General features: G+C 68.0%; 19 protein-coding genes. 11 read left to right on the forward strand and 8 right to left on the reverse strand.

Annotated elements, in window-relative coordinates; all coding sequences use genetic code 11:
- Nucleotides 1-93 precede the first annotated feature (93 nt).
- On the forward strand, nt 94-1,515 hold the full coding sequence (leuC, locus tag CAURIS_RS05125) for a 3-isopropylmalate dehydratase large subunit (RefSeq protein WP_290343131.1): 1,422 nt from the start codon (nt 94-96) through the stop codon (nt 1,513-1,515).
- A gap of 34 nt (nt 1,516-1,549) precedes the next feature.
- Entirely contained in the window at nt 1,550-2,137 is a 588-nt protein-coding gene (leuD, locus tag CAURIS_RS05130; protein WP_290343133.1) for a 3-isopropylmalate dehydratase small subunit, read from the forward strand.
- Between the two features lie 7 nt (nt 2,138-2,144).
- On the opposite strand, the gene CAURIS_RS05135 is transcribed toward leuD, so the two are convergent.
- Entirely contained in the window at nt 2,145-3,209 is a 1,065-nt protein-coding gene (locus CAURIS_RS05135) for an NUDIX hydrolase (protein ID WP_290343134.1), read from the reverse strand.
- 134 nt (nt 3,210-3,343) lie between these two features.
- Here CAURIS_RS05135 and CAURIS_RS05140 point away from each other — a divergent pair, with 134 nt between their 5' ends.
- Nucleotides 3,344-4,342, forward strand: a complete 999-nt coding sequence (locus tag CAURIS_RS05140) for an NAD(P)H-dependent glycerol-3-phosphate dehydrogenase (RefSeq protein WP_290343135.1) — start codon at nt 3,344-3,346, stop codon at nt 4,340-4,342.
- A gap of 20 nt (nt 4,343-4,362) precedes the next feature.
- Entirely contained in the window at nt 4,363-5,418 is a 1,056-nt protein-coding gene (locus tag CAURIS_RS05145; protein ID WP_290343136.1) for a D-alanine--D-alanine ligase family protein, read from the forward strand.
- Here the strand turns inward: CAURIS_RS05145 and CAURIS_RS05150 are convergent.
- Nucleotides 5,390-6,364 (reverse strand): DUF3515 domain-containing protein, encoded by a 975-nt coding sequence (locus CAURIS_RS05150; RefSeq protein ID WP_290343137.1) that lies wholly within the window; start codon nt 6,362-6,364, stop codon nt 5,390-5,392. The genes CAURIS_RS05145 and CAURIS_RS05150 overlap by 29 nt on opposite strands.
- A 34-nt stretch (nt 6,365-6,398) precedes the next feature.
- Between CAURIS_RS05150 and CAURIS_RS05155 the strand changes: the two genes are divergently transcribed.
- Genes CAURIS_RS05155 through CAURIS_RS05185 form a run of 7 tightly spaced genes read left to right on the forward strand, consistent with a single transcriptional unit; the run spans nt 6,399 to nt 13,496 of the window.
- On the forward strand, nt 6,399-7,361 hold the full coding sequence (locus CAURIS_RS05155; RefSeq protein ID WP_290343138.1) for a thiamine-phosphate kinase: 963 nt from the start codon (nt 6,399-6,401) through the stop codon (nt 7,359-7,361).
- On the forward strand, nt 7,361-8,005 hold the full coding sequence (locus CAURIS_RS05160) for a uracil-DNA glycosylase (RefSeq protein WP_290343139.1): 645 nt from the start codon (nt 7,361-7,363) through the stop codon (nt 8,003-8,005). The genes CAURIS_RS05155 and CAURIS_RS05160 overlap by 1 nt, the downstream gene beginning before the upstream one ends.
- Nucleotides 8,006-8,026: 21 nt before the next feature.
- Nucleotides 8,027-9,535: a DAK2 domain-containing protein gene (locus CAURIS_RS05165; protein ID WP_290343140.1), complete on the forward strand. Its 1,509-nt coding sequence runs from the start codon at nt 8,027-8,029 to the stop codon at nt 9,533-9,535.
- A gap of 4 nt (nt 9,536-9,539) precedes the next feature.
- A complete protein-coding gene (locus CAURIS_RS05170; protein WP_290343141.1) occupies nt 9,540-11,672 on the forward strand; it encodes an ATP-dependent DNA helicase RecG in 2,133 nt (710 codons plus the stop codon).
- 9 nt (nt 11,673-11,681) lie between these two features.
- Nucleotides 11,682-12,269: an RsmD family RNA methyltransferase gene (locus CAURIS_RS05175; protein ID WP_290343142.1), complete on the forward strand. Its 588-nt coding sequence runs from the start codon at nt 11,682-11,684 to the stop codon at nt 12,267-12,269.
- Between the two features lie 4 nt (nt 12,270-12,273).
- Nucleotides 12,274-12,750 (forward strand): pantetheine-phosphate adenylyltransferase, encoded by a 477-nt coding sequence (gene coaD / locus CAURIS_RS05180; RefSeq protein WP_290343143.1) that lies wholly within the window; start codon nt 12,274-12,276, stop codon nt 12,748-12,750.
- On the forward strand, nt 12,747-13,496 hold the full coding sequence (locus tag CAURIS_RS05185; protein WP_290343144.1) for a sulfite exporter TauE/SafE family protein: 750 nt from the start codon (nt 12,747-12,749) through the stop codon (nt 13,494-13,496). The genes coaD and CAURIS_RS05185 overlap by 4 nt, the downstream gene beginning before the upstream one ends.
- On the opposite strand, the gene CAURIS_RS05190 is transcribed toward CAURIS_RS05185, so the two are convergent.
- The 6 genes from CAURIS_RS05190 to CAURIS_RS05215 form a co-directional block, all read right to left on the reverse strand.
- Nucleotides 13,493-14,254 carry an amino acid ABC transporter ATP-binding protein gene (locus CAURIS_RS05190; protein ID WP_290343145.1) on the reverse strand — a complete coding sequence of 254 codons (762 nt, stop codon included), beginning with the start codon at nt 14,252-14,254 and terminating at the stop codon, nt 13,493-13,495. The two genes, CAURIS_RS05185 and CAURIS_RS05190, sit on opposite strands and share 4 nt — an antisense overlap.
- A 2-nt stretch (nt 14,255-14,256) precedes the next feature.
- Complete coding sequence (locus tag CAURIS_RS05195; RefSeq protein ID WP_290343146.1) at nt 14,257-15,204, reverse strand: amino acid ABC transporter permease; 948 nt, start codon at nt 15,202-15,204, stop codon at nt 14,257-14,259.
- A 6-nt stretch (nt 15,205-15,210) separates the two neighbouring features.
- Nucleotides 15,211-16,128 (reverse strand): ABC transporter substrate-binding protein, encoded by a 918-nt coding sequence (locus CAURIS_RS05200; RefSeq protein WP_290343147.1) that lies wholly within the window; start codon nt 16,126-16,128, stop codon nt 15,211-15,213.
- 82 nt (nt 16,129-16,210) lie between these two features.
- The gene (locus CAURIS_RS05205) at nt 16,211-16,759 is read right to left on the reverse strand and encodes a hypothetical protein (RefSeq protein WP_290343148.1); all 549 of its coding nucleotides are present in this window, start codon (nt 16,757-16,759) and stop codon (nt 16,211-16,213) included.
- A gap of 50 nt (nt 16,760-16,809) precedes the next feature.
- Nucleotides 16,810-17,307 (reverse strand): hypothetical protein, encoded by a 498-nt coding sequence (locus CAURIS_RS05210; RefSeq protein WP_290343149.1) that lies wholly within the window; start codon nt 17,305-17,307, stop codon nt 16,810-16,812.
- Nucleotides 17,243-18,787 (reverse strand): metallophosphoesterase family protein, encoded by a 1,545-nt coding sequence (locus CAURIS_RS05215; protein ID WP_290343150.1) that lies wholly within the window; start codon nt 18,785-18,787, stop codon nt 17,243-17,245. Before CAURIS_RS05215 ends, CAURIS_RS05210 begins: the two co-directional genes overlap by 65 nt.
- Nucleotides 18,788-18,845: the final 58 nt, after the last annotated feature.

Here is an 18,845-nt window from a genome sequence, read left to right on the forward strand (position 1 = left end):
GAGAAGATGTGGCCGTGAAGATGTGACCGTGAAGACACGGATCGAGCGTATCGCGGCCGCACATAGCGACCAAAAGACTAAAGGAGGACAGCGATGTCTGCCAAGGCCCTGACACTCGCCGAGAAGGTATGGCGCGACCACGTGGTCAAGCCGGGTGAAGACGGCAACCCCGACCTGATCTACATCGACTTCCAGCTCCTCCACGAGGTCACCTCGCCGCAGGCCTTCGACGGCCTGCGCATGTCCGGGCGCACCATCCGCCACCCGGAGCAGCACCTGGCCACCGAGGACCACAACGTGCCCACCCTCGGCATCACCAGCGGCAACTTGCTCGAAATCGCCGAGCCGACTTCGCGCACCCAGGTGGAGACGCTGCGCAAAAACTGCGCCGAGTTCGGCGTTACATTGCACTCGATGGGGGACGTCAAACAGGGCATCGTCCACACCGTCGGTCCCCAGCTCGGCATCACCCAGCCGGGCATGACCATCGTGTGCGGCGACTCCCACACCTCCACGCATGGCGCCTTCGGGTCCATCGCGATGGGCATTGGAACCTCCGAGGTGGAGCACGTCATGGCCACCCAGACGCTTTCGCTGGCCCCGTTCAAGACGATGGCCATCAACGTTTCCGGGGAGCTGCGCGAGGGCGTCACAGCGAAGGACCTGATCCTGGCCATCATCGCGAAGATCGGCACCAATGGCGGCCAGGGCCACATCATTGAGTACCGCGGAGAGGCGATTGAGAAGCTGTCGATGGAGGCGCGGATGACCATCTGCAACATGTCCATCGAGGCAGGTGCGCGAGCGGGCATGGTCGCGCCCGACCACAAGACCTTCGAGTACCTGGAGGGCCGCGAGTACGCGCCCAAGGGCGCGGACTGGGACGAGGCCGTCGCCTACTGGAAGACGCTGCCGACCGACGAGGGGGCGAGGTTCGACACCGTCGTCGAGATCGACGGCTCCGCCCTGACCCCCTTCGTCACCTGGGGAACCAACCCCGGCCAGGGCGTACCGCTCGGCGAGAGCGTGCCGGACCCGGAGTCCTTCGCCGACGAGACCTCGAAGGCCGCCGCCGAAAAGGCGCTGCGCTACATGGATCTGCGCCCCGGCACGCCGCTGCGCGAGATCAAGATCGACACCGTCTTCCTCGGCTCTTGCACCAACGCCCGCATCGAGGACTTGCGCGCCGCCGCGGCCGTGATCAAGGGCCGCCGTATCGCCGACGGCACCCGCATGATGGTCGTGCCCTCCTCGACGATGGTTAAGCAGCAGGCTGAAGAGGAGGGGCTGGACAAGATTTTCACCGACTTCGGCGCCGAGTGGCGCACCGCCGGCTGCTCGATGTGCCTGGGCATGAACCCCGACCAGCTTTCTCCGGGGGAGCGCTCCGCCTCCACCTCGAACCGCAACTTCGAGGGCCGCCAGGGCCCCGGCGGGCGCACCCACCTCGTCTCGCCGCTCGTCGCCGCCGCCACCGCCGTCACCGGCCACCTGGCCAGCCCCGCCGACCTCTAAGGCCCCGCCGACCCGTCACCTAAGGAGATCCGCCATGGAAAAGTTCACCACCCACACCGGCGTCGGGGTCCCGCTGACCCGCTCTAACGTCGATACCGACCAGATCATCCCGGCCCGTTACTTAAAGCGCGTCTCACGCACGGGCTTCGACGACGGCCTGTTTTCCAACTGGCGCACCAACGAGCCCGACTTCGTGCTCAACCAGGACGCCTACAAGAACGGCTCCGTGCTGTTCGCCGGGCCCGACTTCGGCACGGGCTCCTCACGCGAGCACGCGGTGTGGGCGCTCAACGACTACGGCTTTCGCGCCGTGTTCAGCCCCCGCTTCGCCGACATCTTCCGCGGCAACGCGGGCAAGGCGGGCCTGCTGGCCGGGGTCATGAGCGAAGCCGACATTGAGCTGGTGTGGAAGCAGCTCGAGCAGAACCCCGGGCTCGAGGTGACCGTCTCGCTGGAAAGCCGCACCGTCACCGTGGGGGAGGCTACCTATACTTTCGACGTCGACGACTACACGCGGTGGAGGCTCATGGAGGGCCTCGACGACATCGGCCTGACTCTGCGCGAAGAGGCGGCGATCGACGCCTTCGAGGCCGCCCGCCCGGCGTTCAAGCCGAGCGTGTAGCGCGGCTTTACTGCACCGGCAGGGCGGACGGCAGGTAGTCCGCCCCGGTCAGCTCGCCGTCGTGGAAGGACAGCACCCACACGCCGCCCTTCTTGACGTGGATGTCGCCGTCGATGGGCAGGCGCCCCCGGGCGGAAAGCCACGCGATCATCTGCGGCATGATCGTGCCTTGGGCGCAGATGACACTCGTTCCGCCCAGCTCGACGACGTCCATGAACGCCTTCTGCGCCTCGACCTGGCTGCGCGCCCAGCCGTCGTCGCCGAAGCGGAGGTCGACGGTGACGTCGAGCCCGAGCTCGTCGGCCAGCGGCGCGATGGTCGTTTGGCAGCGGTCGGGCACGGCCGTGAAGATCCGCGTGGGCGCGAACGGGGAGAGCTCAGGCACCAGCATCTCGGACTGGCGCAGGCCCTTCTTGTCTAGGGGGCGCAGGTTGTCGTCGCCCGACCACTTCTCGCGGTTGTGGGCCCGGCCGTGGCGCACGTAGAGGATGCGGGCGTCGGTGGGCAGGCGAAAGCGCTTCTCCGCCTTCTCCAGCACCTCCCGGTCGAGATCGTAGGTGAGAAGCTCCTTCGCCTCCTCGATCGGCAGCCAGCGGATCTCGTCGACCTCGTCGTTGGGGACGAACTCGCCGCCGGTGACCTCGCCCGTCCAGTAGTAGACGACCTTCGTGGTGTTTTTCACCGGGTAGACGGTCTTGCCCAAAAGCTTGCCCAGCCGCACCCGGTAGCCCGTCTCTTCCCGGATTTCGCGCACCGCGGTGGCCACGAGGGACTCTCCCGGGTCGACCTTGCCCTTGGCCAGCGACCAATCGTCGTAGCTCGGGCGGTGGATGCAGGCGACCTGGATGCCGGAGATGTCGTCGCCCTCGGGCGGAACATGGCCGCGCCACAGCACGGCACCGGCCGCGAGGGTGGTCTTGGGAAACTCTTTCTCCGGGTGGCGGGGGATTTCTTGGTGGCGCCCGGTGAGAAACTTCTCGCCCTGGTCGTCCTTGTCCTGTTCGTGGAGTGTGGTCTTGCGGGTCTGGTGCGACGCGCCGGCGCCGCCCGCCTTGTGAGAGTCCTTCGCCATGCGCCCCATTTTGTCTCACTTCCGGCGCGGGCGCGAACTGGTCTAAGCTTGTTTTGTTTCGCGCAGCTTCCCGCGCGGCGTTCCCGGCGCGGGCACGTACAGGGCACACACAGGGCGGAGTAAGGAGCCGAAGAATGGTCAACGTAGCGGTCATGGGGGCCGGGTCGTGGGGGACAACGCTGGCGAAAATCTTTGCCGACGCGGGCAACGCGGTGGCGCTGTGGGCGCGCCGCCCCGAGCTGGCGCGGGCCATCGCCACCACCCGCGAGAACCCCGACTACCTGCCCGGTTTAGCGCTGCCGGAGTCAATCACGCCGACGTCCGAGCCCGCGGAGGCCCTCGATGGCGCGGCGATCGTCGTCTTTGCAGTGCCGAGCCAGACCATGCGCGACAACCTCACCGCCTGGGCGCCGTCCATCGCAGCGGACGCGACGCTGCTGTCGATCTCGAAGGGCATCGAGGCGGGTACGTACATGCGCATGAGCGAGATCATCGCCGAGGTGACGGGGGCCAACCCCGAGCGCATCGCGGTGCTCACGGGGCCCAACCTGGCAAAGGAGATCGCGCAGGAGCAGCCCGCCGCCACCGTCATCGCATGCACCGACTTAAACCGCGCGAAGCTCGTGCAGGCGGCGTGCGCCACGCCGTATCTTCGGCCCTACACCAACACCGACGTCGTCGGCTGCGAGATCGGCGGGGCGTGCAAGAACGTCATCGCGCTCGCCTGCGGCATGGCGGCCGGTATGGGGTTGGGGCAGAACACCCAGGCCTCGCTGATCACCCGCGGGTTGGCGGAGATCACGCGGCTGGGGGTCGAGCTCGGCGCGGACCCGCGCACCTTCGCCGGCTTGGCGGGGATGGGCGACCTCGTGGCCACGTGCTCCTCGCCGCTCTCGCGCAACAGGACCTTCGGGGCGGCCCTCGGCGAGGGCGCGACGGTGGACGAGGCCGCCGAATCGACGAAGGGGCAGGTCGCCGAGGGCGTGATCTCCTCGCGCAGCATCCACGAAATGGCCCGCACGCACGGGGTGGATATGCCCATTACGCAGACGGTCTTCTCCGTCTGCCACGAGGGGCAGTCCGTGGCGGACAGCATCGCTACTTTGATGGGCCGCTCCAAGAAATCGGAATAGGCCGCAGTAGAGTTGGCACAATGATTCGCATCGCTGTCATCTACGGTGGCCGCTCCACCGAGCACTCGATCTCCTGCATCTCGGCGGGCTCGATCATGGCGCACCTCGACCCGCAGCGCTACGAGGTCTTCCCCGTGGGCATCACGCGCGGGGGCGCGTGGGTTGTCGGCGAGATCGACCCCGTCGGCGGCGAAACGCTACCCGAGGTGAAAAGCGGGCGCGAGGTCGCGCTCTCGGTCAGCCCCGAACGCCGCGGCGAGTTCAGCGACGCGGCCAGCGGCGAGACGCTGGCGACCGTGGACGTGGTGCTGCCGGTTTTGCACGGGAAGTTCGGCGAGGACGGCACCATCCAGGGCATGTTTGAGCTCTCCGGCGTGCCGTACGTCGGCCCGGGCGTGCTCGCGTCGGCGTGCGCGATGGACAAAGAGTACACGAAGAAGCTGGTCAGGCTCGCCGGCTTGGCAGTCACGGACGAGGTCGTGCTCGGGCCGGGGCAATCGCTTGACGACGCCCACAAAGACCGCCTGGGCCTGCCGGTCTTTGTCAAGCCGGCGAGCGGCGGGTCGTCGATAGGCGTGTCCAAGGTGACCGACTGGGGCGAGCTCGACGCTGCGGTGGAGCTGGCGCGCGCTTCGGACGGGAAGGTCATTGTGGAGGCCGAGCTGGTCGGCGACGAGGTGGAGGTCGGGGTCCTGGAGTTTCCCGACGGGCACGTCCGCGCCTCCGTGCCGGCGCGGCTGAACGGGACCGAGGAAAGCAGCGAAGGCTTCTACGGTTTTGAGACGAAGTACCTCGAAGACAACGTCACGGCCTCCATCCCGGCGCCCTATGCTCCGGAGGTGGTAGAGCAGCTGCGGGAGCTGGCGGTGCGCGCCTTTCACGCGCTGAGCTGCACCGGCCTGGCGCGGGTGGATTTCTTCCTCACCGAGCGTGGCCCCGTGCTCAACGAGGTCAACACAATGCCCGGCTTTACCTCGATCTCGATGTACCCGCAGATGTGGCAGGCCTCGGGCCTGACCTACGGTGAGCTCCTGGACACGATGGTCGCTACCGCTCTGGCACGTTCCGCGAGATAGCTTCCGTCAGCGCGGTGACGGCTTCGTTGCCCTCGGCCTGCGGCAGGCTGGCCGCGACGTTGCCCGCGCGCCCGAGCGCGAACCACGTCGAAGACGTCGTCCCGTTGGCCAGAGTGGTGTCCTCGAACCAGGTGACGTCGTTGATCTGGTAAAGCTGCGCCCCCGCCTCGTAGTTCTCCGGGTCTGCGACCCCGCAGCGCACGACAATCGGTTCGCTGCCTTCGGCGACCCACGCCGCCGTGTCCGGCTCGGCAACCTCGATGGGCGTAAAACCCTCCGCGAGCTGTTCGGGCAGGTCAGCCATGAGCGCCGCGCAGCCTTCGGCGGGGCCGGGTTCCAGCCCGGAGAGCGGCGCCGGGGCGGGTTGGACGTCCTCGTGCGGCAGCTCGTCCGCGCCGATGTTGGCCGGCGGGTCCGCGCGGAAGCTCCCCGTTTCCTCCGAGGTCACCGCCACCGCCGGGACGCGGTCGACGGTGTACCACGTGCTCAGGGTGGAGCCGGGAGTGGGGTCGTCGACACGCATCCACCGCACCCCCTCGGCCTCCGAGGTGGGGGTGTACTCGTTGTACTGCTGCGGCAGGTCGACCCCGCAGCGCAGCGTGATGCGCTGGGTGGGGTCGGTGGAGGCGGCTTGCCACGCCGCGGTGCCCTCCGGCGCGGGCTCGGCGAGCTCGGCGCGCCGGTGCCCGTCCAGGGTGTCGGGCAGCGCCGCGACGAAGCGGGAACACTCTTCGGAGTCCGCCAGGGGCGAGGGCAGCGGCGTCATGGCGACAGGCTGGAAGGCGAGGCGGTCGTAGAACACCCTCGCGCCAACGAGCACGCCGACGACGAGGGCGAGGGCGAGGGCGAGGATGGTTAAGGTGACGGCCCGGCTAAATTGGGGGGCATTGAGCGCGGCGGCCGTGCTGCCCGGGGCCGAATCCGGCCTGTCGTTCAATCCCGTCATGCCGACTTACTCTACTGAAAGGGCGTTTTCCCTCGTGATTCGCACAGGTTTCCCCGCCGCCGGCCCGACCCTCGGCGACGTCGGCGAGGAGCAGGTCATCCGCGCGATCGTGGACTCGGCCCCGTCGACGATCAACGGCGACGACGCCGCGGTGCTCACCCCGGCGGCGCCGAACTCGCGCGTGGTGGCCACCACTGACATGCTCGTCGAGGGCCGCCACTTCCTGCCCGAATACACCACCGCCTACCTCCTTGGGCGTAAGGCCGTGGTGCAAAACTTCGCCGACATCGAGGCCATGGGGGCACGCCCCATCGCGGCGCTTCTGGCCATCTCCGCGCCGGACAGCCTGCCGCTTGCCGTGGTCGAACAGCTGGCCCAGGGGATCCACTCGAAGATGGAGGAATACTCCACCGAACTGGTCGGCGGCGACGTCACCGCCGGCGACAGCCTGGTCGTGTCCCTGTCCGCCATCGGCTCGCTCGGCGGCAACCTTGGGCCCTTAGAGCTCAACCGGGCGCGCCCCGGCCAGCGCGTGGTGGCGCACGGCCGCATCGGCTACTCGGCAGCGGGCCTCGACCTTCTGCGCTCAGGTAGCGCGATCCGGCCCGAACTCGAACCCCTCGTTCTGGCCCACCAGGCGCCCGAGCTCACTCCGGGCCGCGGGGTCGTCGCGCGTTCCGCCGGAGCGACCGCCATGACGGACAACTCAGACGGTCTGGTCCGCGACGTAGGACTGATCGCGCAGCGCTCCCGGGTGGCCGTGGACCTCGACGGGGCAGCAGTCGCGCCGGACGACCTCCTCGTCCGGGCCGGCGAACTGCTCGGGGTGGACCCGTGGCGCTGGGTGCTGTGCGGGGGAGAGGACCACACGCTGATCGGAACCATCGACGGCGACCCGCCGGTGGGCTTCCGCGTGATCGGCACCGTGCGCAAGGGCGAGGGCGTCACCGTCGACGGCGACGCGCCCGCTTACACCACGGGATGGGGGAGCTTCTGATGGCGCTGCCCGTTCACGAGTCCTGGCGCGAGCCGCTCGCCCCGGTGGAGGAGCAGATCCACGAGATGGGCAACTTTTTGCGCGCCGAAGGAGCGTACCTGCCCCGCGGCGCGGAGATCCTGCGCGCCTTCCACGACCCCTTCGAGAAGGTCCGCGTGCTCATCCTCGGCCAGGACCCGTACCCCACGCCGGGGCACCCCATGGGGTTGGCGTTTTCGACGCGCCCTGGGGTGGCGCCGCCGCGTTCGCTGGTCAACATCTACCGGGAGCTGGGGGATGACCTCGGGCTCGCACCGCGCCACGACGGCGACCTCAGCGCCTGGTCAAAACAGGGCATCCTCCTGCTCAACCGCGTGCTCACGGTGCGCCCCGGCGCACCCGCGTCCCACCGTGGCAAGGGCTGGGAGGCCATCACCGAGCAGGCGATCGTCGCCCTGGTGCAGCGCGGTGCGCCGCTCGTGGCCATCCTGTGGGGCCGCGATGCCCAATCGGCGACGCGTTTTTTGGGCGATACGCCCCGGATCGAATCGGCGCACCCCTCGCCGCTGTCCGCGCACCGCGGGTTCTTCGGTTCTCGGCCCTTCTCGCGCGCAAACCGCGCGCTCGAACAGCAGGGGGCCGAGCCTGTCGAGTGGAGCGTGTAGCTCCCTGTAGACTGTGAACCCATGGTGACTGCTGCCGCGCCCACGTCCTTCGACGGCGCCCGCCTGCTGAGCTGGGCGCGCAGATCCGCGACGGAGCTCGAGCGCAGGCGCAGGGAGCTCAACGAGCTCAACGTCTTCCCCGTGCGCGACTCCGACACGGGATCGAACATGGCGCATACGATGCAGGCCGCCGTCAGCGAGGCGGAAAAGCGCGGCGCCTCTGCCGGGATCCGCGAGGTCGCCGAGGCACTCGCCGTAGGCAGCGTGCGCGGTGCCCGCGGCAACTCGGGCATAGTCTTGTCCCAGGTCATTCGGGCCGTCGCCCAGAGCGTCGGCGAGGGCCCGCTCGACGCGGGCGACGTCGCAACAGCCCTGAACTCGGCGGTGCAGTTCGTTGACCGCGCCATCTCCGAACCGGTGGAAGGCACCGTGGTAACGGTGCTGCGCGCGGCGGCGGGAGCGGCAAGCGACGCCCCGGACGACGCCACGCTGGAGGAGGTCGCCGCCGCCGCCCTCTCGGCGGCGCACGTGGCGCTCGCGAAAACCCCCTCGCAACTGGAGGCCCTGCGCGAGGCCGGCGTGGTCGACGCCGGCGGAGCCGGCCTGGTGATCCTGCTCGAGGAGCTGCTCGGCGAGGTCACCGGGCAGGCAGCCGTTTCCGCCGAAACCGGAGACGCGTACGAGCCGCATTCCCAGCCCGCGGACCTGGAGGTGATGTTCCTCTTTTCCGGCCCTCTCGATGAGCTGGAGTCGGCGCTGAGCAGCATGGGCACGAGCTTGGTTGTCGCCCGCGTCCACGAGACGCACGGCAAGGTACACATCCACTCGGCGGATGCCGGCCGCGTCATCGAGACGGCGTACGCGATGGGCGAGGTCAGCGATTTACGCCTCGAGGTGCTCCCGCCCGCCCCTGTGACGGACAACCCCGAGCGCCTCATCGTGGCGCTCACCCCGCCCGGCTCGCTCGCCGAGCTCTACGGGCAGGCGGGGGCGGTGACCGTCGCGCCGGGCGAAGACGTCGTCTCCGAGGTGCTCAGCGTGGTGCGGCGTTCGCCGGCGACAGAGGTCATCCTCCTGCCCAACGGGCAGCTGGATTCGCGCCAGATCGGCGCGATCGAAAAGGCCGCCCGCGCGTTCGAGCAGACGGTCACGGTGCTGCCGACCGTGCGGCTGGTCTCCGGCATTGCCGCGCTGACCGTGCACGACCCGGGCCAGCCACTGTCGACGGTGGCGTTCACGATGTCGGAGGCCGCGGGGGAGATGCGCACCGCCGCGATTCAGCGGGCGGACGGCGGGCTTGTCGTGGTAACTCACGGCGAGCTCACGCCGGCGCCGGCGGAGCCGTGCGAGGCCGTGGGGGCGGCGTGCCGCCGCCTGCTCGAGCACGGCGGGGAGCAGGTGGCCATCCTCTACTGTCCCGAGGAGTTCGTCGACTTCGACACCGGGCCGCTGTCGGCGGAGCTCGGAGTGGACGTCCTAGCGTACCCCGCCGACGGGTTGGGCTCACTCGCGGAGATTGGGGTGGAGTAGGCCGGTGCTGGGGTTTCACGATACGCGCCCGCTCAACCTGGTTATCCCGCTGAAACAGGCGCGTGCGCTGGAAAAGCACCTCGGCCTGGCCACGTGCGGGGACCTGCTGCGCCACTACCCGCGCCGCTACCTGCACTACGGCTCGGGCGGCTCCCTCGATTTGGACGGCGCTGTCGAGGGCGACACGGTCAGCGTGGTCGGCCGGATCGTGGAGGCCTACGAGTCCAAGCCGAAAAACTCGCGGCCCCCGGCCCCGGGCAAGCGCCCGCGGCCGTCGCTGTACAAGATCACCGTCAACGACGGGGCTTCGTCCATCTCCGCCACCTTCTTCGGTTCGGACTACGCCAAGGTGAAGCTGAAGCAGGGGCTGCGCGTTATGCTCACCGGCAAACTCGGCTTCTTCCGGGGGGCGCCGCAGCTCCAGCACCCGGACTTCGTGCTTCTCGACGCCCCCTCGGACGCCACCGGAGCCCTGCGCCAGCTGGGGCACTTCGGCGACATCGGCGAGATTTTGTCCGGGCGCGAGTGGCTGCCGCTCTACCCCGCGGCGTCGAAGGCGAACACGTGGCTGGTCATGGGCGCGGTACACGCCGTGCTGCGCACGCTGGGCCCGGTCGAGGAACCGCTCGGTGCCCAGCCGGACGGCCTCATTTCGCTGGACCGCGCGATCCGTGAGGTGCACGAGCCGGGCCCGGCGGGCCCGCGCGAGGCGATTGAGCGCCTCAAGTACGACGAGGCGATGGGCGTGGCCCTTGCGATGGCTGTGCGCCGCGCGGACAAGGAGGCTGACCAGGCTGTGCCGCTGCCGCGCGTTCAGGGCCGCGACCAGGACGGGCTGCTGCGCCGCCTGCCCTTCCCGCTGACGGCGGGGCAGAACGAGGTGCTCAGCCAGATCAGCGACGATCTTTCGCACTCGCGCCCGATGAGTCGCCTGCTGCAGGGCGAGGTCGGCTCGGGCAAGACGATCGTGGCGCTTCTCGCGATGTTGCAGGCGGTCGACAACGGGGTCCAGTGCGCTTTGCTGGCGCCGACGGAGGTGTTGGCGATGCAGCACGCGCGCTGGCTGACGGACACGCTCCTTCGGGCCGGGGTGCCCGCCCGCGTGGTCCTGCTCACGGGCTCGTTACCGGCAGCGCAAAAGCAGGAGGCGTTGCTCCAGGCGATGTCGGGCGAGGCGGAAATTGTCGTGGGCACCCACGCCCTGATCCAGGAGGGCGTTGAGTTCTTCCGGCTTGGCTTCGTCGTCGTCGATGAGCAGCACCGCTTCGGCGTGGAGCAGCGCGACGCGCTGCGCTCGAAGGCGGGGGAGTCCACCCCGCACCTTCTTGTCATGACCGCCACGCCGATCCCGCGCACTATCGCGATCACGGTTTTCGGCGACCTGAAGGTCTCCACCCTCAAGGAGCTGCCCGGCGGGCGCAAACCTATCCAGTCCTCGGTCGTGCCCGAGTTCCGGCCGTCGTGGGTGGCGCGGGCGTGGGAGAAGATCCGCGAGGAGGCGGCCGCCGGGCACCAGGCCTACATCGTCTGCCCGCGCATCGACGGCGAAGGGGGCGTGACCCAGGTCGCCGAGTGGCTCGCCGCCACCGAGTTCCGCGACCTCGAGGTGGGCGTCGTGCACGGGCGGATGAAAAGCGAGGAAAAGGACGCGGTGATGGCCGACTTTTCCGCCGGCGGCATCCACGTGCTCGTGTCCACGACGGTGATCGAGGTCGGGGTGGACGTGCCCAACGCGACGGTGATGGTCGTGCGCGAAGCGGAGAACTTCGGAGTGTCCCAGCTGCACCAGCTGCGCGGGCGTGTCGGGCGCGGCGGCAGCGCGTCCTTGTGCCTGTTCCACACCCTCGCCGAGCCCGGCACGGCCGCGTTCGAGCGGGTGAGCGCGGTGGCCGCGACGACGGACGGCTTCGCGCTTGCGGAGCTGGACTTGCGCAACCGCCAGGAGGGCGACGTGCTGGGGGCGAGCCAGTCGGGGGCGCGGCGCACGCTGCGCCTGATTAACCTTGTGGAGGACTACCCGGTAGTGGTGCGCGCCTACGAGGACGCCGCGGCCTTTGTGGAGGAACGGCCCGACGCGGCGCGTAAGATCGCAGGCGCGTTGGTGCCGGAGCGCTTCGAGTTCCTCGAGAAGAGTTAAGGTGTGGGAATGAACCGCATTATTTCGGGAGAGGCCCGCGGCCGCAAGATCAAGGTGCCGCCGGAGGGCACGCGCCCCACCTCGGATAGGGCGCGGGAGGGGCTGTTTTCTTCGCTGCAGGTCCGTTTCGGCTTCGTCGACCAGGTCGTGCTCGATCTTTTCGCCGGTTCGGGCGCGCTGGGTCTGGAGGCCGCCTCCCGCGGGGCGGCCGAGGTCGTGCTGGTGGAAAACGATCCCCGCGCCGTCCAAGTGATCGAGTTCAACGCCGGTGTTGTGGGCCACCCGAACGTGCGGGTCGAGCCGGTCAAGGCGTCGACCTACCTGGCGCGCGCGCCGCGCGAGTACTTCTCGATGGTGCTCGCGGACCCGCCCTACGAGCTCGCCGATGAATCCGTCGCCGAGATGCTGCGCGCGCTCGAGCCCACGCTTGTCGACGGCGCCGTGGTCGTCGTCGAACGCCACCGCGAAAGCCCCGAGACGGACTGGCCGGAGTCCTTCACGCCGACGACGCAGAAGCTGAAGAAGCGCCTCTACGGCATCGCCAGGATGGACATGGCTGTCTACAGCGCCGCGCCCGACAACGAGCAAGGAGAGTAAAACCATGACCACCGCCGTCTGCCCCGGTTCCTTCGACCCGGTAACCAACGGTCACCTCGACATCTTCCGCCGCGCCGCCGCCCACTTCGAGGAGGTGATCGTGCTGGTCACCGGGAACCCGACGAAGACCTCCGGGCTGTTTACCATCGACGAGCGCGTGAGGCTGATCCGCGAGGTGACCAAGGACGTGGGCAACATCCGCGTGGACTCCTGGGGCGGGCTGTTGGTGCACTACACCACCGCACACCACGTCACGGCCCTGGTTAAGGGCCTGCGCTCCTCGCTCGACTACGAGTACGAGGTGCCGATGGCGCAGATGAACCGCCGTCTCACGGGCGTGGACACCTACTTCCTGCTCACCGACGAGAAGTACGGCTACACCTCCTCGTCGCTGTGCAAGGAGGTGGTGAAGTACGGCGGGGACGTCACCGGCCTCGTGCCTGAGCTCGTCGAGGATGCCATGAAGGAGAAGCTGCGGTGACGGCGGCCGCCGTCCTGCTCTTCCTCGCCATCCTCACAGGTTCCCTGCTCCAGCGCGTCTCGGGGATGGGGGTGGGGCTGATCGCCGGGCCTGTCCTGTCCATCCTCATCGGCCCTGTCGAGGGGATCCTGCTGGTCAACGTGCTGGCCACCCTTAACGCGGGGCTGACCACGCTGACGGTGCGCGAGAACGTCGATTGGCGCAGGTTCGCCTCCATCGCGCCCTTCCTCGTCGTCGGCGCGGTGCCGGGGGCAGTGCTCGTGGCCGTCTCCTCGACGGATGGGCTTTTGGTCGCGGTCGGCGTCCTTCTGCTTCTCGCGCTCAGCGTGGTCACGCTGGGCAAGAAGCACGCCCCGGCCGTCTCGGGCCGGTTCCCCGCCGCTGTCTCGGGCGTCATCGGCGGGTTCATGAACACGCTCGCCGGGGTAGCGGGGCCAGCGATCACCGTCTACGCAGAGGCGGCGCGCTGGCCGCAGCGCACGTACGCCGCCACCCTGCAGCCGATCTTCATGGTCGGAGGGGCGGTGTCGTTTGTAATCAAGGAATTGACCGGAGCGGCGAATGTGGCGTCGATAGGCGTGGAGCTCTGGGTGGCTGGCGCGCTCGGGATGGTGCTGGGGATCACGGCCGGGGTGAAGGTGGCTCCGCACGTGCCCAGCTCGAAGGCCCACGCAATTGCGCTCGGGCTGGCAACGCTCGGTGGGGCGACCGCGCTGGTGCGCGGCGTGGCGGGGCTGCTCGGCTAAAAGAGGGTGGACAAAAACGCCTTCGTGCGCTCTTCGCGCGGGTTACCCAGCACCTCGTCGGGGGTGCCGTACTCGACGATGCGCCCCTCCGCCATGAAGGCGACCTTGTCGGCGACCTCGCGGGCGAAGGCCATCTCGTGGGTGACCACCAGCATGGTCATGCCTTGGGCGGCGAGGTCGCGCATGACGCGCAGGACCTCGCCGACGAGCTCGGGGTCGAGGGCGGAGGTGGGTTCGTCGAAAAGCATGAGCTTCGGGTCCATGGCCACGGCCCTCGCGATGGCGACGCGCTGCTGCTGGCCGCCCGACAGCTGAATGGGGTAGGCACTCGCCTTGGACTCCAGGCCGACCATCGCGAGCAGCTCCATCGCGCGGGCCTTCGCCTGCTCCACGGGCTCGCCCTTGACCTGCACCGGGGCCTCGATGATGTTCTCGAGCACGGTGCGGTGCCCGAAGAGGTTGAAGTTTTGGAACACCATGCCGATGTCGCGGCGCTGCTTCGCGGCTTCCTTTTCGCTCATCTCGTAAAGCACGCCGTCGCGCTCGCGGTAGCCGATGAGGTCGCCGTCGACGTAGAGGCGCCCCGCGGTGATCTTCTCCAGGTGGTTGACGCAGCGCAGGAAGGTGGACTTGCCGGAGCCGGAGGGCCCGATCAGGCAGGTCACCTCGCCGGGGGCGACCTCAAGGTTGATGCCCTTGAGCACGTTGAGGTTGCCGAAGGACTTCCAGACCTCCTTGGCATGAATCATGGGGGTCATGCTTATCGACGCTTCCTTTCCGCGGATCCGACAATCTCGACGTTGCCCGGGATCGTGCCTTCCGCATCGGCGAGGCTAGCCAGCTGGCGGGCGGTGAGCTGGCGTGTGGCCCCGCGCTCGAAATACTTTTCCAGGTAGTGCTGGCCCACCATGAGCAAGGAGGTGATTGTCAGGTACCAGGTGGCGGCGACGAGCAGCAGCGGCACCGGCTCGAACAGTGCCGCGGCGATGTCCATGGAGCGGCCGAACAGCTCGAGCGAGTAGGGCACGGCGACGACCAGCGAAGACGTCTTCAGCAGTGAAATGAACTCGTTGCCGGTCGGAGGAATGACGATGCGCATGGCCTGCGGCAGCACGGTCCGGCGCATCGTCTGGCCCCAGCTCATGCCGAGCGCCTTCGACGCCTCCACCTGGCCCTCCGGCACGGACGAGATGCCCGAGCGGACGATCTCCGCCATGTAGGCGGCCTCGTTGAGGCCCAGGCCCACCACAGCCAGCATGAACGCCGAGGAGGTGAACGGTTCCAGGGAGATGTTGGCAAAGCCGAGGTTGATGGAGTCGTAGATCGCCCCGAGCAGCCCCCAGAACATGAGCTGGACGTAGACGGGCGTGCCGCGGAAGACCCAGAGGAAGACCCACCCGATTCCGGCGAAGATGGGATTCGGGCTCATGCGCATGACGGCGAGGATGACGCCACCGACCACCCCGATGAGCATGGCGAGCAGCGTGATGGCCAGAGTGTGCAGCGCAGCGGTGGCGATGCGGGTGTCAAAGAGGTAGGCGAAGTAGGTGGACCACCCGTACGCGGGGTTGCGGGCCGCGCCGATGATGAACCAGACCACGAGCGCCAGCAGCACGGCGGCGAGGACCCACCGGCCGGGGTGGCGCAGGGGTTTCGCCTTGATTGTTTCGGGTGGTGTATCCGGCGGGGTATTCGTAGGTGTGCTCATCGCTGCTTAGTCCCGTCCTTTCAGTGGCTGTTCGTTGATGAGGGCTTCCTCGAGGAGACCGCTGGTCACGTTCCACTGTTCGAGGATGCGCTGGTATTCACCGGTATCGATGAGGTGCTGGACGGCCGCGGCGAGGGCCGGGCCGAGCGGGGAGTCCTTCACCACGGCGAAGCCGTAGGGCGCGGCGTCGAACATCTCGCCGACGAGCTCGAGCTCACCCTCGGAGCGTTCCACCGCCCAGGCGGTGACGGGGGAGTCGGCGCTGACGGCGTCGGACCGGCCGACGAGCGCGGCGAGGGCCGCGTTATCCGCAGTGTCGAAGGCGAGCACCGTGATGGGCTCCTCCCCGTTGGCCTCACACTCCTCGCTCTTCGGGCGCACGTCGTCCGTCTCCGCGACAGTGGTGCGTTGGACCGACACCGTCAGCCCGCAGGGGCGGCTCGGGTCCACTTCGGTGTCGGGCGGCGCGGCCCACTGGATGCCCGCGTAGAGGAAGTTGACGAAGTCGAAGCTGCGCCTGCGCTCCTCGTTGTCGGTGAAGCCCGACATGCCCGCGTCGAGGCTGCCCGCCTGCACGGCGGGCAAAATCATGGCAAAGTCCATTTCCTGCGGGTCGAACTCCAGCCCCATGACGCCTGCGGCCGCGCGCCCGAGGTCGAGCTCGAAGCCGATCAGTGCGCCCTGCGAGTCCTTGAACTGGAACGGGGCGAAGGGCGGGTTCGTGCCGACGGACAGTTTCCCGTCAGCCGCGACGTCCTCCGGGACCAAGGCGGCGATCTCTGGCACGGCCTGCTGATCGACGGGCTGCCACCCCTCCGGGGTGCCGCCCTCGTAGTTGGTCACGCACGCGCTCAGGCTTAAAGTAGCCGCGGTCGCGGCTGCGAGTGCCGCGGCGCGGCGTGAAGGTACAGATGGTGTGTGCATAGGTCTTCCGGGGTAAAATTTGCGCTCTAGTGCATAATAAACCCTCGGACCGCGAGTGCGTGAATTTTCCCGCCGGGCGCGTTTAGAGCGGCAGCGTGATACCCGCCTGGCGCAGCGCGCTGACACCCAGCTCGATGAGTTGACCGATAACGAGGGTGCCCACCAGAATCGGCAGGTAGACGGACAGCGCCTGGCTGGAGCCGCGCGAGCTCTGCGCGAAATCGCCGGTGAAAAAGCCGGAAGACATCATCAAGTTGCCCTGCAGCTCCTGCTTGAGCAGCTCGATCGGGTTAGCGGTGTTCGGAATGGAAGACCCGGCCGCGAAGCCTTGGAGGAATTCCTTGCCACCGCCCTCGGGCAAGCCAGAGGTCCAGTCCAGGAATAGGTCGGAACTGCTGACCTTCTGCAGGGGGTTTTTCTCCGGATCGATGTAGAGGGGGTCATTCTCCGGGTCCGGGTTCAAAGGCTCCAGGCCGGGGGAGGGGGTGCCCACGTTCAGCTTCGCCTCGGTATTTGCAGCCTCGTTCCGGCTCGATCCGCTGCTCCCCTCGTCCTGGGCCTTTGCAACGGCGGCAATCGACCCGGAGGCAATGAGGGCGGTGACAAGAGAAGAGGCCAGGATTTTACGCATGAGCGAATTATAACGGTTTGGTGACGGGCGAACCAAAGCGCGCTGTGCGCTTAGAGGCCAAGTGCCTGCCGCCCCTGTTCGAGGGCGTTGGAGACCGCGGCGGGGAGCGGCAGGGAATCCGCGTTCAGGGCAACGAAGGCCAGCGCCCCGAGCAGCGCCGCAACCACGGCCGCGGTGATCCCGAGGCCGGCCGCCACGGAGGAGGCCGCGTTGGCCGAGCCGGACGAGCCGCTTTTCACCTCGCACGTCGTGCCGCGTTGCGCCGGCGAACCGTCCTTGGCCAGCAGGATCTCTTGGACATCGTCGTAAACGCGCCGCTCCACGCTAAGCAGGTTGTAGTCGGAGTCGAGCACCGGGAAGAGATACACCGGAGACGTGGTGAGCTTCGCCGCGATATCGTTGGAGCAGGTCAGCGGCTCGAGATCCAGCTGCAGGTGGCCGTAGTGCTTACCACCGTCTTTGAGCTGGCGAACGCCGTTGGCATCATCCACCCACATCTCCGGCTCGTCCGACTGGGCCATCCACTCGCGGTAGGAGTTGAACTCCACCGGGAAAAGCGTGCCGTCCTCGGTTTTCACGCGGTAGTCGCCGCGCAGGCCGTCGGCGGCGACGCCGACGTCGAAGTTGTGGAAGCCGACGCCGTTTTCCGTCGTCGTCGATGAAAGAGCGCTCGAACATCTCGTCGTGGCCGCTGATGACTGCGGCCACGCCGTAGCGCTCGAAGAGCGGGGAATAGACGCGCACGGGGGCGCCCGGCTGCTCGTCCGGGGTGGCGGACGCCGTTGCGGTGCCGTGCACACCGGAGGAGTACGGGGTGTGGTGTAACTGGACGATGATGTACTGGCCTTTAGCCCGGGCGTCGGCAAGCTGGCGCTCTGCCCACTGCCACTGCGTGGAATCCTTGCCGAAGTCAGGCTGGCTGTCTACGCCCGCCTTGTGGATGCCCTCCATGGTGTAGGAGGTGTTGGTGTCCGCTCCCCAGTCTCCCTTCGCCGTGAAGAACTCCTTGTCGTTGCCGGGGATTGCCTTCGCCTTTTCCGTTTCGGCATCTTCCTCGGGGATTCCGTTGGTCGAATCGAGCGTGATCACGGTCACGGGGCCGTGGTCGGCGCGGTAGTAGGAGTCCTCGTGTTCTTCCGTATCCGAGCCGAAGGTGTCGAAGTAGGTCATGTACGCGTTGCGCCCCTTGGCAGCGCCCCACGCCACTGCATCGCCATCTTGGTAGCCGCCGTTCATCGCTCCGAAGGTCTCCCAGTTGCCCAGCGCGGTCAGCATGGGTACGGAGCCCGCGAGGTGGCCGTGCTCGCCGGCGACGTATCCGAAGTATTCGTCCCAGCCCGGCTGGTAGCCGCCGCCTTGCGCTAGGTCCCCGGCGACGAGAAGCAGGTCCGGGTTCTGCTTCGCGATCTCCGCGACGTTATATTTCATCGCCTCGTCCTGGGTGAGCGGGTAGCGGGGCTCATCCTGCCCTTGGCGATTGTTGCTGCCGAACTTTTCAAACCACGCCGAGCCCGGCCCCGGACGTTCCAGTGACCCTTCAGCAAAGGAACGGTTGCGCTCCCACTCGCGCGCGCCGTCCTTCTTTGGCCGGCCCGCGGGCTCCGTCTCCGCGTCGGAGAACGCCGCGATCCGGATCCGCTCCCAGGAGTCGCGGGTGGGAGCGGTGGTAAAGGAGTTTTTCGACTTCGCGCCGTCGAGGGTGACAACGTACTCATAGGTGGTCCCCGGCGTGAGGCCGGTGAAGGTAGCCGAGTACTTGTAATTGTTGTTCGACTTCAACCACGAGCCCTTGTTCAGCCCCGGGATCTCCTGGTTGAGTTCACCCTCGGTGTAGCGCAGATGCTCCTGCAGAGTGCCGTTGACCTTTTTCGTGGCAATCTCCCGGCCCGCCTGCGTCACCACCACGGTGGCCTCGGTGCCAAGCTCGCCGAAGAAGTTCAGCGTCATCTGATCGGACGCGGGCTTTTGCAGGTAGGGCAGAACGCGGAAGCCGGGCTGTGGCTCGCGCGGGTGATGCTGGATGTCCAAATAGGTGTAGTTCGGTGTCTCGGCAGCCGCTGCAGTCGGGGCGATACCGGAAACTGAG

Source organism: Corynebacterium auris (genome assembly GCF_030408575.1).
Lineage (GTDB): Bacteria > Actinomycetota > Actinomycetes > Mycobacteriales > Mycobacteriaceae > Corynebacterium > Corynebacterium auris.

Excerpts from the sequence above, each read along its gene's own strand:
- leuC (WP_290343131.1), top strand. The coding sequence starts at position 94 with ATGTCTGCCAAGGCCCTGACACTCGCCGAGAAGGTATGGCGCGACCAC.
- leuD (WP_290343133.1), top strand. The coding sequence starts at position 1,550 with ATGGAAAAGTTCACCACCCACACCGGCGTCGGGGTCCCGCTGACCCGC.
- CAURIS_RS05135 (WP_290343134.1), bottom strand. The coding sequence starts at position 3,209 with ATGGCGAAGGACTCTCACAAGGCGGGCGGCGCCGGCGCGTCGCACCAG.
- CAURIS_RS05140 (WP_290343135.1), top strand. The coding sequence starts at position 3,344 with ATGGTCAACGTAGCGGTCATGGGGGCCGGGTCGTGGGGGACAACGCTG.
- CAURIS_RS05145 (WP_290343136.1), top strand. The coding sequence starts at position 4,363 with ATGATTCGCATCGCTGTCATCTACGGTGGCCGCTCCACCGAGCACTCG.
- CAURIS_RS05150 (WP_290343137.1), bottom strand. The coding sequence starts at position 6,364 with ATGACGGGATTGAACGACAGGCCGGATTCGGCCCCGGGCAGCACGGCC.
- CAURIS_RS05160 (WP_290343139.1), top strand. The coding sequence starts at position 7,361 with ATGGCGCTGCCCGTTCACGAGTCCTGGCGCGAGCCGCTCGCCCCGGTG.
- CAURIS_RS05165 (WP_290343140.1), top strand. The coding sequence starts at position 8,027 with ATGGTGACTGCTGCCGCGCCCACGTCCTTCGACGGCGCCCGCCTGCTG.
- CAURIS_RS05175 (WP_290343142.1), top strand. The coding sequence starts at position 11,682 with ATGAACCGCATTATTTCGGGAGAGGCCCGCGGCCGCAAGATCAAGGTG.
- coaD (WP_290343143.1), top strand. The coding sequence starts at position 12,274 with ATGACCACCGCCGTCTGCCCCGGTTCCTTCGACCCGGTAACCAACGGT.
- CAURIS_RS05190 (WP_290343145.1), bottom strand. The coding sequence starts at position 14,254 with ATGACCCCCATGATTCATGCCAAGGAGGTCTGGAAGTCCTTCGGCAAC.
- CAURIS_RS05195 (WP_290343146.1), bottom strand. The coding sequence starts at position 15,204 with ATGAGCACACCTACGAATACCCCGCCGGATACACCACCCGAAACAATC.
- CAURIS_RS05200 (WP_290343147.1), bottom strand. The coding sequence starts at position 16,128 with ATGCACACACCATCTGTACCTTCACGCCGCGCCGCGGCACTCGCAGCC.
- CAURIS_RS05205 (WP_290343148.1), bottom strand. The coding sequence starts at position 16,759 with ATGCGTAAAATCCTGGCCTCTTCTCTTGTCACCGCCCTCATTGCCTCC.